This is a genomic window from Enterococcus sp. C57 (assembly GCF_040887305.1).
Taxonomy (GTDB): domain Bacteria; phylum Bacillota; class Bacilli; order Lactobacillales; family Enterococcaceae; genus Enterococcus_B; species Enterococcus_B hirae.
In genome coordinates this window covers 47,004-60,961 of sequence record NZ_JBFOFP010000010.1, presented here as the reverse complement: position 1 = coordinate 60,961, position 13,958 = coordinate 47,004, and the positions used below count along the sequence as shown (strand labels likewise).

The following is a 13,958-nucleotide window of genomic DNA, read 5'->3' as shown; positions in this document are numbered from 1 at the left end:
TGGTTGGCAAAAGCCTGTCTCATCAACTAAATAGGATCCCAAGGTGTACGAACTTCTCTGGTAATACGTCAAAAGGGCTAGACTTACTTTGTTTCATTGAAACTTTAATTAGATTGTAACGATAAATGCTCTATTAATAAAGTAAACGCTATCATTTGGTTGCGATGAGAGATCTGTTAGTGGAAGCAATGTGGTTTAATTAATTGACGGTTTGGCGGAGTTCATTCATTCGCAATTTTCCCTCGGACAATACTAAGTGATCAATCAAAAAAATATATCCGAAAAACAAAAAATGTCATCACGTACACTCTTTTCGAAACTACCGAAGTAGCCAAGAATGTACTGATGACGTGGGTTTGGCACCCAATGGGCCGTGAGGGGCTCGAACCCGCGACCCGCTGATTAAGAGTCAGCTGCTCTACCAACTGAGCTAACGGCCCAATAAATTTATGAAATATTTACTGAATATTACTTAATAATAGTAGCACTGTGGATTTTAAAATGCAAGACTAGCTTAAAAAAAATCATAAAAAACTTTACGTCTTTATAGAAATTCATTCATAGTTTATTCACAAATGCTCAGTATGATATAACCATACCAACCAACAAAAGTTCTTGCAAAAGAACGAACCCTAACACTTTTTCATTTTTACTCCTTCCCGCCATTTTTAATGGCGGGTCTCCTATTTTAGTAGGTAAAACCATGGAAATGATCCACTTCCTCAAATCCTGCTGCGATCCCTTTTTGTTCCAAAAGCGTTTCATTATTTTTTTGTAACGTTACATAGATTTCTGTACTGGCTTTTTCACGAATCACTCGATTCATCAATCCTTTGTGAGGCGCCATTAATGGATGTCCGTCTTTTTGCAGGACTGCCAGTGTTAATTTAAGCTGTTGTTGTTTGATCGTGATAACTAAATAGTCTTTTTCTTGGACGATCGATAAAATTTTAGCTCCGTAGTAAGTAGCAAAGCGATATTCTTCGCTCTGGATCTGCAACACTGCGATGATTCCCAAAAAACGTCCACCAAGAAATGGAATTTCTGCTGCAGAAAAGAAAAAACGAGCATCGGACGTCTCAAATTGATTACACTGGGCCCATACATAAGTTGCAGGAAAAGAAGAGCCCCAATCTTTTTCTACATAACCAATCCCCTGATCAAAATCAATGGGTTGATCATTCCAGACTAATTCTCCCTGTAGTGAATGTTTCATGCTTAATATCCCATGATAACATTCCATAAAAGCGAAATAAGAAAAAGGGCCCATGATACTAGGGGCATAGTAGGTCCGATGGATAGGTGTAAAATCGCCATAATCAATCGTTCCATGAATCGACAGATTGTCATTGGTTAACGAAAGAGAAATACCCTTTTCACTAAAGATATTTTCACCAATTTTTATGAATAAATGTTCTTTTTCGATAAAGAGTTGCGCACTATCAAAATAAAAAATCTCGGAATGTTCATGACTGATTACTTGTATAAAGGGAGACTTTTCGCCATTTTCCGCAATCGAATAGCCAGGAATGAAAGCATAAACGTTATTTCCGATTTGATGTTTAAAATACCATCCTTCAAAAAAAGGGTGGGTTTTGTTTTCTCCTTGAAAAAATTTATCTGTTGGAATCATCTTTATTTCCCTCCATTCACTCTTATTCAGTGTACCATGCCGAATGGACTGAAGGTTTCAAATAAGCTTAGAAGTAAGCAAGTTACTATCCGTAGGGCTTAAGGAATCAGAAAAGTAAGAAAAATAGCAAACAAAGAACCAAGGTATCTGTTTAAGGAGGGAAAGATTGTTTTATTTTAGGTATTCGCAAGTAAAATTGTTTTATTTTCTCGAGAAATTTAATATAATTGAATTACCTAGTTAAAAAAACTAGATTGGATGTTTTTAATAACTCTAATAAGGTGTTTGTGAAAACAACAAAGGAGAACAAGTAATGGAAAAAATGCGACAACAATTAATTGAATGGGGAAAAGAACTGGAAAATTATCATTTACCTCAGTGGGATGAACTTCCTGATTTAGAACTTTATATGGATCAGGTCAGAACGTTAGTTGATCGCTATCTTTCTCCTGTTATCCGAGGTGAGAAACATCCATTGTTGACCTCTTCAATGGTAAATAATTATGTGAAATTAGGGCTAGTTCCAGCGCCCATCAAAAAACGATACAACAAAGAGCATGTTGCATTTTTAATTGCAATTACATCATTGAAGCAAGTTCTAACGATTCCGGAAATTAAAGAAGGAATCCTATTTCAAGGGAAAACGGTTGGTATCCGTGAAGCCTACAATCTATTTTGTCACGAACAAGAAAAAGCCATCAAAATGGTTAGCCAATTGGCTCAAGGAGAAGTCTATCCACAGATATTGGAGCAAGAGATACCCGTAGAATATATCGCAGTTCGATCGGCGACCTTGTCATTTGCGATGAAATTGTTGGCAGAAAAAACGATTAGTCTAGAAACTGAGTATTTAATTGAGGAGAAAAAAAATGAAAAATAAAGTGGCGATTTTAGTAGACTCTGGGACAGACGTTCCACAAGAGCTAATTGAAAAATATCAAATGTATGTGATTCCATTAAAGATTATTTATAAAGATCGAGTATATACTGATAAAGTTGATATTACTCCGGAGGAAATCTATCAAAGATTACCTCAAGAGATTCCAGGAACATCTTTACCTGATGGCGAAACAATTACCAAAATTTTTGAACAGATCAAACAGGACGGCTATGAAAAAATCTTAGCAGTAACAATCTCAAGTGGATTAAGTGGTACGTATAACATCGTTCGGTTGATTGCCCAACAACAAGAAGAATTGGAAGCGTATGTACTAGATACTAAGAACATTGGGATCGGAGCAGGCTTTTCAGCAATTCAAGCAGCTAAATGGTTAGAAGAAGGAATGGAATGGTCATTATTGATTGAAAGACTCAATGAATTAGTCAAACAGACCAAAGTATTCTTTAACGTGGCAACCCTTGAATATTTACAAAAAGGGGGAAGGATTGGGTTAGTTGCTTCTATATTAGGAACGGCTTTAAAATTAAATCCAATCATTTCTTGTAATGATGAAGGCATTTATTATACAGTGGGCAAAGCAAGAGGACGTAAAAAAAGTCTAGATCGAACTGTTTCCTATGTGAAAGAACGAGTTGGAACAGCTAAAGTCTTTAACTTAGCCGTTGCGCATGGAGACGCTAAAGAAGAAGCAACTGAGATGATGGCGAGATTGAAAGAAGAATTTCCACAAGCGCAACAAATCTATTTTGGTCAAATATCCCCTGCACTTGTTGTTCATACAGGTCCTGGTTTGTTAGGCGTCGGGGTTCAAGTATTAGAAAAGTAATCAGAAAAATAGCTATTCAACAAAGTCAAACAGCTTAAAATAGCAAAGAAGAGGTTGAAATAAAAGTGTTTAGCATCGAGAAATAAGAAGGGATTTTCGAAAATTGAAAAGAAGTATAAATACTAGTGTTGCTGTTAATTGTTATCTACTTGGCACTTCCCAAATTATTGGTTAATTTCGGCTTATTTTTCGAAGATGTTGGTTTCACCATTTATTTGTTTTTTCTAGATACTAGAAGAGACTGAGGCAAGTTTTGCCTTAGTCTCTTTTTGATCGTTTAGCTAAGAATGACTCTGAGCGATAGGAAAGATAAAAATCAACATTTTACAACTTAAACAAAAAAAGATAAATATTATATAGCTTAAGTAGCGATGTATTTGGCAGCGTAAAATGTTATAATACGAACTATTAATAAAAAGAGGTGGTATAAATGAAAAAAGTAGGATTTGTAATGGTTATTTCAGCTTTTCTTCTTGTTGGTTGTGGCACAAAAGGAAATAAAGCAGAAGAATCAAAGGCTGCTTCATCCAGTGAAACTCAAACAATGACTAACTCTTCAAGTTCAGCCAAACAAGCATCATCACAAACCCAATCTACTACGACTAACTCCCAGTCTGTCGCGAAAAATACGAATACTACGCAAAATGAAACAACGAGCGCATCAACGACAATCAGCAGCACCACCGAAACAATGGTCACTCCCGATCCGCTAAGTGGCTATACAAACGACCAAATTGAATATGCCCGTGTCTGGTTAGCGGTTATGGGTACACACTACAAAACCGATTTAGCCAGTGGGAATTTTAAACTTCATGTGTCACATTCAGCTGCTGGAGCAGCAGTCAATCCTTATGATAGCACGAGTTTGACTTTTCCAACTGAAACGGTCACTCTTTCAGGAGAATATGGTTATCAAAGTTTAGTTGTTTATTCAAGCAATCATAACGGTACGATCACTTGTTATCCTGTTCCGAGTCATTTTCAAGGTGATCCAAGAGATCAAGCAGCAGTGAAAAAGCAGGAACAAGAAATCCTTGATCAAGCAACGATTGTTTCGATCCCGACTGGCAATCCTGAAGATGTCAAAGAATTAATTGCGGTACAAGTTGTAGATAACTGATGAATACCGTCGTTTTCTATAAAAAATAAAATAGCCCTATCAATCAGTAAAACGAATCGAAAAAATGCTATTTTTTGATTCGTTTATTTTTTGTCACCAAAAACAAATAAAGGATAAACAAAATGAGGATTCAAGTGAGAAGTGTATGTTTTCTGTAAGGCTTTTTTTACAAAGATGAAACATCTTGGAAAATACGTTATAATGGGAGAGTATGACAATAATAAAAAAGAGGTGGCTCTTTAATGAAAAAGATTTTAGTTGTCGATGACGAAAAGCCGATTTCGGATATCGTCAAATTCAATTTAGCCAAGGAAGGCTATGATGTTTATACTGCATATGACGGGGAAGAAGCCTTAGAAAAAGTCACTGAGGTGGAACCTGATTTGATCTTGCTAGATTTGATGTTACCAAAAATGGATGGCTTAGAAGTCGCGCGTGAAGTACGGAAAACCTACGACATGCCGATCATTATGGTGACTGCAAAAGATTCTGAAATCGATAAGGTATTAGGACTGGAATTAGGTGCTGATGATTACGTGACGAAGCCTTTTTCTAATCGTGAACTAGTGGCTCGAGTGAAAGCCAATCTTCGTCGTGGCGCAACTGCTACCAAAGAAGTAGAAGAAATTGCCCCTTCTGAACTCGTGATTGGTGACCTGACGATTCATCCGGATGCTTATATGGTAACGAAACGAGGCGAAACAATTGAACTAACGCATCGTGAATTTGAATTGCTTTTTTACTTAGCAAAACACATCGGACAAGTGATGACACGAGAGCATTTGCTGCAAACCGTGTGGGGTTATGATTACTTTGGTGATGTGCGAACTGTAGATGTAACCGTGAGACGTCTACGCGAAAAAATTGAAGATAATCCAAGTCATCCTAATTATTTAGTGACACGGCGAGGTGTTGGTTACTATTTACGTAACCAGGAACAGGAGTAATTGATGAAAGGAAAAGTGCGCTTTTTTCGATCAGTCAATTTCAAAATTGCGATCACGTTTATTTTGATCTTACTGATTTCGATTGAGATTATTGGTGCCTACTTTATCCGAGGGTTAGAGCGTTCAACAATCAATACATTTATCAAAGATATGAATCAAACAGTTGAATCTTTAGCGACCACGATCAGTCCCGAATTAAATCGTAAAGACAACGCAGACATTGAAGAAGTCAATGCCAATATCAAACGATTCATTGAAAACAATGCCTCGAGTGACATTTTAGAGATTCGAGTTATTGATGAAAAAGGGATTATACGTGGGACAACGGATGTCAGTGATCAAAGCTCAATCGGTAAGAAAAACGATTATGTAGATATCAATGATTTCACAACAAAAAGGTATGTCGCATTAGATAGTGACGATAAGCGAGTGAATATCAATATTCAACCGATCCTGTCCCCGACCGGCGATGCCGTTATCGGGGCTCTTTACGTCAAAAGTAATATTGAGCAAAAATATTCTGAAATCAATAATACTGCGATTATATTCTTCACAGCTTCGTTAATCGCAGCCCTGATCTCCATGGTCGTATCAGTCTTAGTCGCACGGTCGATCACTCAGCCCATTGGCGAGATGCGAGAGCAAGCGATTAGGATTGCTCGGGGAGATTATAGTCGTAAAGTTAAAGTCCATGGACAAGATGAATTAGGGCAACTGGCGGATACATTCAACCAGCTGGCTGAAAGAATCGAAGAAGCTCAAGACACGATGGAAGCGGAAAGGAATCGGTTAGATAGCGTCCTGTCACATATGACAGATGGTGTCATTGCGACCGATCGAAGAGGTAAAGTCATTACGATCAACGATATGGCTGTTTCTTTATTGGATGTCAAAAATGAAGATGCAATCGGTCAGTCGATTTTGACTTTGTTAGATATTGAAGAAGAATATACATTACGTAAACTGCTAGAAGACCCAAATGAAATGGTACTTGATCGTTCAACTGGATTAATGGAAAGCGACCAAATGATTTTACGAGTAGATTTCTCCATGATCCGCAGAGAATCAGGTTTCATTAGTGGATTGGTAGCTGTGCTGCATGATGTAACAGAACAAGAAAAAACAGAAAGAGAACGTCGTGAATTTGTCTCGAATGTGTCTCATGAACTTCGCACACCGTTGACAAGTATGCGTAGTTATATTGAAGCTTTAAGTGAGGGAGCTTGGAAAGATGAAGAAGTTGCTCCTAATTTCCTAAAAGTAACGTTAGATGAAACAGATCGAATGATCCGCATGATCAATGACCTGTTGAATCTTTCGCGAATGGATACAGGAAATACACAATTACAGTTAGAGTACGTCAATTTTAATGAATTAGTCAATTTTGTTCTTGACCGCTTTGATATGATGGTGGGTAACCAAGAAAAGAACTATACGATTAAACGGGAATTTACTCAAAGAGATCTTTGGGTAGAGATTGATACCGATAAAGTAATCCAAGTGATTGATAATATTATGAATAATGCGATCAAATATTCTCCAGACGGTGGAATGATCACATGTCGTTTGTTGGAAACACACAATAATGTGATTTTAAGTATTACTGACCAAGGACTTGGGATTCCTAAAAAAGATTTGAATCGAGTATTTGAACGATTTTACCGCGTGGATAAAGCGCGTGCGAGAGCCCAAGGTGGAACGGGGTTAGGGTTGGCTATCTCTAGAGAAGTAGTCAAAGCCCACCGTGGCGCAATCTGGGCAGAGAGTAAAGAAGGAAAAGGATCAACCTTCTATATCTCGTTGCCATATGAACCATATGAGGAGGAATGGTGGGAATGAAAATTTCTGAAAAAGTTATTCGAATAGGATTGCTCCTAATGATTGCTTTAAGTATCTACCTCTCATATGCCATTTGGCTAAGTCCAGCAGGTAAAACCTCGGTTAATTTTGACGAATCCAATTCACAGATGATCGATTCACAAAACTACCGAAAAGCATCTGAAGTTTTTCTTCCATTACATGTGACTTGGTTGCATTCAGGACAAATAAAGGAAACAAATAGTGAAAATCTTGTTTCTCGCCTCCAAACAGTTATCGAGGGCGCTCGATTTGGCAGAGTAACAGAAATCGTCAATGGCGATAAAGAGAAATTTGACAAGCTAAAAACTATTCAAGAAGGCATTGAGCTTACTTATAATGCGCCGCTGCTACTTAGTGAGTATAAAGAAGCCTTTCATCTAAGTTTGGATTTTTCAGCGCTTCCTAATCGGACAGATTCTATTTACTTTATGCGTATCCAGTTTGATAAAAATGAGAACAAAGTGCGATTCCTTGATTTTGAGACGGATTCCATTTACGAATCGAATCTTTCAGTTGATTGGAAAGAGTTGGAAAAAGAATTAAAGGCAACCGATAGTACGTGGACGGAGATGGAAAAAACGCCTTCGATTGTTGAGACGCAATATGAAACGAAAGATAAAATCAAATTAAAAAAATATAGTTATATCCTGTCACAACAACCATATACTTTGTTTAGAAATGCCTTTTTCCAAAAGCCAGACGAGGTCAAAACAAATAATGAGAGCAATGAACTGCTTTTTTATGATGGAAATGAGACGATGAGGATTCATTCAGAAACACAAATCGTTGATTTTAGGGGAGAAATCGGACAAGACAACGTCACAGCGAATATTTTCTCACAAAGTTTTCCATATATTAGTAAATTAGGCAATTCATTAGGAAATATGCGTTATTTTGATCGAGAGAACAATCAGATCGATTATCGAATATTTGTAGAAGGATTTCCTGTATTTGGTTCAGACAGTAAAGGGAAAGTTGAGATTGAAATTGGAGCGGGTCAAGTAGATTCACAAGTGAAGATCCAAACCAGCTTGAATACGATCCAAGTACCGATTCCATCTGATGAAGAAGTTGAATTGCCACAAACAGAAAAAGTCATCCAGAGTCTTTTGGATAAAGGGGCAGACAAAGAAAAAATCGAGTCGTTGATTGTTGGCTACACGTGGCAAAATATCAAGGAAACGAATCGAGTCGTCGATTTATTACCTGAGTGGTATGTAAAATACCAAGGTCAATGGTACGCTGTCAATGATTTGCTTGGACGATTACCTGAAACGGAGGCGAATTAAATGGATTTCAAAAAAATTGAATGGATTTTTTTCGTTGCTTTTTTAGGGTTAAATGTTTTTTTATTTAGAAGTTATCAAGAAACGATCAGCCAAGAAAATAATGTGATCCGATCAGGACAAACCGAATCCATTCAACAACGACTTTCTAGTGATGACATTTCTTATACTGGTAAAATCTCTTCAGAAAGTAGACAAGGGTATTATTTAAGTGCGGAGGAAACGGACCTTAGTAAGGAACTGGACAGTCAACGTCATGGGACAAGTAAAAAAGGACTGTTGAGTAGTGGGATTGTTTTCAATGACAATGTTTTAACAAAAACTTTATCTGAGACAGAATCAGAAAATAGTATTTTTGATCCTGATAAAATGGGAAGTTCAGTGAATAGCTTTTTAAACAAAAAAAACAATGTACTCTTTGGTAGCGATTATGTTTATATGAAGAATTTTTCTGATCTAGACAGTGCAACGCCGGAAGTACAAGCAAGTCAAAAATATGATGGCCTACCTTTTTATGATGATACAGCTAAAATTGTGTTTTCACTGAATAAACAAGATAAAAGTTACATGGTCACGAAGTACACGCAGACACATTTATCCGATATTGAACAATTACGGGAAAAAACAGAATTACACACAGAAGAAGATGCAATCAAAACATTGTATGTAAATAATAAGATTTCTCGAGGTTCAAAAATCCTTTGGAGGCAGCTTGCTTACTCTTGTATTTTGAAAGTGCGAGAAAAGAATGTTTATGTTCCAGTCTGGTATGTGGCGATAGAAACGCCTGATAAATCGATCCAAGTAGAGTCGGTCAATGCATTTAGTAATACGATTGTAACAAATAATACGATTCCAAAGGTGGAAGATCATTAAAAAAGTAGTATAATGAAAAAAGTTTACAAAGTAAGAAGGGAAGTAGTCAAATGGCTGAAGAAAAACCAGCTTTTAAAATCAGTATCCTAGCCAGTGGAAGCTCTGGAAATTCACTTTATATCGAAAGTGATAAAAAAAGGCTCTTGGTAGATGCTGGTCTCAGCGGGAAAAAAATTACTTCTTTGTTGGCACAAATTGATCGGACACCTGACCAATTAGACGGGATTTTAGTCACTCACGAACATCGAGATCATATTCATGGGGTAGGGGTACTTGCAAGGAAATATCATTTAGATGTGTTTGCCAATGAAAAAACATGGGAAGCAATGTCTCCATTAATTGGGAATGTTCCTATTGAACAAAAGCATTTGTTTGAAATGGGGAAGGTGCAAACATTTGGGGATCTAGATATTGAAAGCTTTGGCGTTTCTCACGATGCTGCAGCTCCGCAATTTTATCGTTTCCATAAAGAAAACCGTTCATTTGTGATGTTAACTGATACAGGTTATTGCAGTGATCATATGCGTGGAATCATCAAAAATGCAGATGGCTATTTGATGGAAAGTAACCATGATTTAGAGATGTTGCGGATGGGCCCTTATCCTTGGAATTTAAAGCAACGTATCTTAGGTGATCGGGGACACTTATCCAATGAAGATGGCGCCTTAGTCATGACTGATGTTATTGGTGATCGTACCAAACGTATCTACCTTGGTCACTTGAGTAAAGAAAACAATCTAAAAGAACTAGCTCACTTGACGATGGAGAATGTCCTAAAAGAAAAAGATCTAGGTGTCGGTTATGAGTTTGATATTTATGATACCGATCCCTCAGAAGCAACGGAGTTATTTTCGATTTAGCCGTAGTCAACTATATAACCCAAAAAACGCTCAAACAACTTGTTTTGAGTGTTTTTTTGTTCATTAGTCACGGACTGTTTAACTGGGAGTATTTTGGCTAATCCAGTAACGCTTTATTAATGACAATAGGCGGGCCTTTCAAAAAATATGTAATAGTTTAAATTTTAGATAAGATATATTGTTTGTTGGTTATTTATAGTGATTTTTTATTATATTTAATTAAATACAAATATTTATCCAACTGAGGTGTTATTATGAAAAAAAGTTATTTTATTATTTTAGGGTTGTTATTATTGTCGGGGTGTTCCAACTCAGGAGTTGATCGTACCTCTTCCAGCACGGATCAGACTTCCACGCAGATCACCAAGACTTCTACAGAAAATGCACAAAATAGTACTACCAAGGAAAAAGAGAATCAACCTATTAGTAATGTAGAATCGACGGGAAATAATCCTGCAGAGGATTCAAATGTGCAAGAAATAAAGGATTCTTCAACTACTACTGAAACGATTGCTAATGAAAGCGAGAAAACAGATGAATACTATCGTTTAATCAAGCAGGCGTGGCAAGAACAATCTGACTATATCAACTCGTTAACAGATCCTAAGGTGAAACAATCTGTTCAAACACCGTCTGCTGCCGCAAACGCCAAAGCTAGCCAATTGGAATTGGACAATCCAGCAGATACTCAGTTGATCCAAACTAGTTTAAAACAAGTGCTGAATGGTCAATAATAAATAAGGAAAAATAGTTGTGATTAACAGGATCCTTTCCGAAAAAATTAGCCGAAGGAGATTGAGACAAGTTTTGTCTCAGTCCCTTCGGCATTTTTTGACAAATGCTGAAACAGCTATTCAAAGATCAAGTATAGTTAGACCGTAAATGAAAAATATAATAGAGAAGACTAGGCAAGAGGGACATTGCTCAAAACAGACAGATACAAAGTGAAACTAGCTTCCCATTATTATTGTATTAGTGAAAAGGATGAAAAGTTTTATTACGCCTAATATGTGTATCAATTACTTTTACATAATCAAAAAGTTGAAACCAGCTAAAAATTTTTAGAAAAATGATTAGAACATACCAAATGTTTCACTGTTTTGTACTCTCCATCCGGGATAACGATACCACTCAAAGTTGGAAACATAATCAGATGTGATCCACATTGACGATAGACATGCCATTGAAATGCTTTGCTATTTTTCAAAGTAGATGAATAGGGAAAGAAAAACATAGTGATTAGGCAATATATTTCAAGAATGATTCTTTGATTCGTTGACATTTTTTTCTGGTTTTTGCATCGTAAGTCTTACTGATTCCTAAAAGGAGACAAATTTCTTTACAAGAATAACCGTGATAAAGCAGTTCGATGAAGGTACCTCTAAAAAAGTCCTGTTTTTTAAAATTTTCTATTAGAAGTTTTTCCTCGATCGAACGTTCTGCACTTTTAACTGTGCAATTTTTAGAATGATGTAGCGATTCGATGTTTTCCCATCTTGTCACGTCATAAGTAATCCCATCTTTATTGAAGACCTTACTTCCGGATTTTTTATATTGTTTCCAAGTCTTCTTTTCAGCAATATAAATCCTTCGCAACGTAACATTTTTAAACGTGGAGCCTGAGATACTCTTGAAATCTTCAATACCTTCCCATATTGCTAAACAAAGGTTACTGTAGAAGTCTTCAAAAGGAATAAATACTCCGTTAGATTGTGCTTTAAATACAAAACGATGCGCACAAGATTTTATATAAGGGTCTAAATCTAAAATGATTAAATCTAAGATATCTTTATCATTCGTCAGATAATATTTCTTCAATAAGTCATCAATCATTTGCCAGATATTCATTTCGCAACACACTACCTTTATTTTTTGAAAGATACGTTCCTAAAAATGTTATTTTGTGACATATAAAATAACTTTTTTGTAAAAGTTAAATAAATGATAGTCTGATAGATATATAATAAAAACAGTAGTTTTTTAACAAAAAATTTTATTTTTGTTTTATTCTTTATAAAATCGTGAATGACAGCAGTCAGTCTGATATAAAGGAGATGTCTTTCTTTAAATGATTTTTCTAAGAGATGGTGCATTCGTAAGTAGTAATGATTGATAAAATTAATTAAAGCATGTAATGAATTAGCAAGTTCCTCATTTAATAACAAAAACAAAACAATATTAATTGTTTTAAAATCACTTTTGTATTTATCTTTTTATAAATAAAGTGTTTTTTAATCGCATTTTTGTTAGGCTGTTTTTCTCTCATACTGCGTATTTTTGTAAAACGAAAGGAAAGACACTTTAGTTGGAGGAGAAGGGGAACGAGTTGGTTTAGTGCAAAGTTGATAACTCTTGTGGGCGCTCATAAGACGATGTCGATGTGGTTAAATTTTTTCTATGAACCAATCTAATTCAATGTTTATAGTTAGATCTAGATGAACATGATTTTAATAGGATCTGAAAATAATCCAAATGGCAATGACTGCTATTTTCTGTCGTATTTAAAATAAGTGTGCTATTAGAGAAGACCATCAAAGTATTTTGAGAAGGTTAACAGAGGAAATGGCGAGTGTCACGATAAATGGAAACTGCTAGTAGCTAGCGGATAAAACATAATGAATAGCTCTAAATAAATCTATCTTTTTCATGACTATGAAGGGGAAATTTGTTAAGAGAATGAGCCGGGATCGGAAAGAACGCAAAAAAGACCAGCGACTAAGATTTGCTGGTCAGTAGATAGTATAAGGCGAGTCTTTAGATTGGTGTTAGTTGGCAGCTCATGAAGCAGCGATCCAGCCCTTTTGTACGGCGATCTGCACCACTACCACCAATGTATTCATTCCCACATGTGTGATCATCGAGGTCCAGATTCTTCCCGTTGCTTTGTATTGGAGACTAAAGAAAAAACCTAAGAAAAAGTAGATCAGTAAGTGGCCATCGTTATGGGCAAAAGCAAACAATAAGGAACTAACAATTGCCCCAATCCAAAAGTTTGTATATTTGCCAACGATACCTAAGATGCTGCGGCGAAAGACGAATTCTTCCATGACTGGACCAGCAACTGTGGTAGCTATTAAAAAGGCTGGAGCTTCAAGAATCATTTGAATAATATTTTGCGTATTCTCAGAAGGAGCGCTGTTACCAAATAAAAGAGTTTCCAACGTTACTGCAAGCGCCTGTAAGATTAAAGCAATGAAAATCCCAACAAACCCATATAAGATGATTTTTGGCGTCGAAGCACTAGGAATGGCTGCTTCTAGTGGTAGTGGTTCATTTTGCTTGAAATAAAAGAAAGCTAAAACAATTGCTCCTAGGATATAGGCAATCGTCGTTGCTGTAATCACGTCAGTAACAGTATGGACGATTCCGATAGAGGAAAGGATCAATGGGGAAAGAAAAATGAGTCCATAGCAAAAGATACTAGCGAAACTATATTTTTTTAATGACATAAAATACCTCCTTAAAGATAGGCAGAAGTAGACTGCAAGAATAGAAATTAATTATAACATAGATCAATTTAGAGGCTATTACTAAGGGACTTCTAACGGTTACGGATAAAATTAGTGTACTTTCATTTAAAAAGCTTGCAAAAAAATCAAAGTATGAGTATTATTAAAAATGTAGGTTAGCACTCGATGTGTAAGAGTGC

Annotated in this window: 12 protein-coding genes and 1 tRNA gene; 9 read left to right on the top strand and 4 right to left on the bottom strand. The window is 36.3% G+C overall.

The features are described from left to right. Window positions 1-367: 367 nt before the first annotated feature. Window positions 368-440, bottom strand: a tRNA-Lys gene (locus AB5M32_RS11880). Between the two features lie 248 nt (window positions 441-688). Then, on the bottom strand, window positions 689-1,633 hold the full coding sequence (locus AB5M32_RS11875; protein ID WP_368024478.1) for a tocopherol cyclase family protein: 945 nt from the start codon (window positions 1,631-1,633) through the stop codon (window positions 689-691). A gap of 313 nt (window positions 1,634-1,946) precedes the next feature. Between AB5M32_RS11875 and AB5M32_RS11870 the strand changes: the two genes are divergently transcribed. The 9 genes from AB5M32_RS11870 (at window position 1,947) to AB5M32_RS11830 (ending at window position 11,043) form a co-directional block, all read left to right on the top strand. After that, window positions 1,947-2,513, top strand: a complete 567-nt coding sequence (locus tag AB5M32_RS11870) for a DUF1836 domain-containing protein (RefSeq protein ID WP_010720056.1) — start codon at window positions 1,947-1,949, stop codon at window positions 2,511-2,513. Continuing rightward, the gene (locus AB5M32_RS11865) at window positions 2,503-3,360 is read left to right on the top strand and encodes a DegV family protein (RefSeq protein WP_010738442.1); all 858 of its coding nucleotides are present in this window, start codon (window positions 2,503-2,505) and stop codon (window positions 3,358-3,360) included. The genes AB5M32_RS11870 and AB5M32_RS11865 overlap by 11 nt, the downstream gene beginning before the upstream one ends. Window positions 3,361-3,790: 430 nt before the next feature. Then, complete coding sequence (locus AB5M32_RS11860; RefSeq protein WP_053765760.1) at window positions 3,791-4,480, top strand: hypothetical protein; 690 nt, start codon at window positions 3,791-3,793, stop codon at window positions 4,478-4,480. Window positions 4,481-4,722: 242 nt separating this feature from the next. After that, a complete protein-coding gene (gene yycF, locus AB5M32_RS11855; RefSeq protein ID WP_010720053.1) occupies window positions 4,723-5,427 on the top strand; it encodes a response regulator YycF in 705 nt (234 codons plus the stop codon). A gap of 3 nt (window positions 5,428-5,430) precedes the next feature. Beyond that, entirely contained in the window at window positions 5,431-7,266 is a 1,836-nt protein-coding gene (gene walK / locus AB5M32_RS11850) for a cell wall metabolism sensor histidine kinase WalK (RefSeq protein ID WP_010738440.1), read from the top strand. Further along, entirely contained in the window at window positions 7,263-8,576 is a 1,314-nt protein-coding gene (gene yycH / locus AB5M32_RS11845; protein ID WP_178286825.1) for a YycH family regulatory protein, read from the top strand. The genes walK and yycH overlap by 4 nt, the downstream gene beginning before the upstream one ends. After that, window positions 8,577-9,449 (top strand): two-component system regulatory protein YycI, encoded by an 873-nt coding sequence (locus AB5M32_RS11840; RefSeq protein ID WP_368016161.1) that lies wholly within the window; start codon window positions 8,577-8,579, stop codon window positions 9,447-9,449. A gap of 50 nt (window positions 9,450-9,499) precedes the next feature. After that, window positions 9,500-10,309, top strand: a complete 810-nt coding sequence (locus tag AB5M32_RS11835; RefSeq protein WP_010720049.1) for an MBL fold metallo-hydrolase — start codon at window positions 9,500-9,502, stop codon at window positions 10,307-10,309. 254 nt (window positions 10,310-10,563) lie between these two features. Continuing rightward, on the top strand, window positions 10,564-11,043 hold the full coding sequence (locus tag AB5M32_RS11830) for a hypothetical protein (RefSeq protein WP_368024477.1): 480 nt from the start codon (window positions 10,564-10,566) through the stop codon (window positions 11,041-11,043). Window positions 11,044-11,548: 505 nt separating this feature from the next. On the opposite strand, the gene bacL2 is transcribed toward AB5M32_RS11830, so the two are convergent. After that, on the bottom strand, window positions 11,549-12,157 hold the full coding sequence (bacL2, locus tag AB5M32_RS11825; RefSeq protein ID WP_034699527.1) for a BacL2 family protein: 609 nt from the start codon (window positions 12,155-12,157) through the stop codon (window positions 11,549-11,551). A gap of 929 nt (window positions 12,158-13,086) precedes the next feature. Continuing rightward, window positions 13,087-13,758: a CPBP family intramembrane glutamic endopeptidase gene (locus AB5M32_RS11820; protein ID WP_010738437.1), complete on the bottom strand. Its 672-nt coding sequence runs from the start codon at window positions 13,756-13,758 to the stop codon at window positions 13,087-13,089. Between the last annotated feature and the right edge of the window lie 200 nt (window positions 13,759-13,958).

Bases quoted from the DNA above. Each gene is read 5' to 3' on its own strand.
- AB5M32_RS11875 (WP_368024478.1), bottom strand. From the start codon at position 1,633: ATGATTCCAACAGATAAATTTTTTCAAGGAGAAAACAAAACCCACCCT.
- AB5M32_RS11870 (WP_010720056.1), top strand. From the start codon at position 1,947: ATGGAAAAAATGCGACAACAATTAATTGAATGGGGAAAAGAACTGGAA.
- AB5M32_RS11865 (WP_010738442.1), top strand. From the start codon at position 2,503: ATGAAAAATAAAGTGGCGATTTTAGTAGACTCTGGGACAGACGTTCCA.
- AB5M32_RS11860 (WP_053765760.1), top strand. From the start codon at position 3,791: ATGAAAAAAGTAGGATTTGTAATGGTTATTTCAGCTTTTCTTCTTGTT.
- yycF (WP_010720053.1), top strand. From the start codon at position 4,723: ATGAAAAAGATTTTAGTTGTCGATGACGAAAAGCCGATTTCGGATATC.
- walK (WP_010738440.1), top strand. From the start codon at position 5,431: ATGAAAGGAAAAGTGCGCTTTTTTCGATCAGTCAATTTCAAAATTGCG.
- yycH (WP_178286825.1), top strand. From the start codon at position 7,263: ATGAAAATTTCTGAAAAAGTTATTCGAATAGGATTGCTCCTAATGATT.
- AB5M32_RS11840 (WP_368016161.1), top strand. From the start codon at position 8,577: ATGGATTTCAAAAAAATTGAATGGATTTTTTTCGTTGCTTTTTTAGGG.
- AB5M32_RS11835 (WP_010720049.1), top strand. From the start codon at position 9,500: ATGGCTGAAGAAAAACCAGCTTTTAAAATCAGTATCCTAGCCAGTGGA.
- AB5M32_RS11830 (WP_368024477.1), top strand. From the start codon at position 10,564: ATGAAAAAAAGTTATTTTATTATTTTAGGGTTGTTATTATTGTCGGGG.
- bacL2 (WP_034699527.1), bottom strand. From the start codon at position 12,157: ATGAATATCTGGCAAATGATTGATGACTTATTGAAGAAATATTATCTG.
- AB5M32_RS11820 (WP_010738437.1), bottom strand. From the start codon at position 13,758: ATGTCATTAAAAAAATATAGTTTCGCTAGTATCTTTTGCTATGGACTC.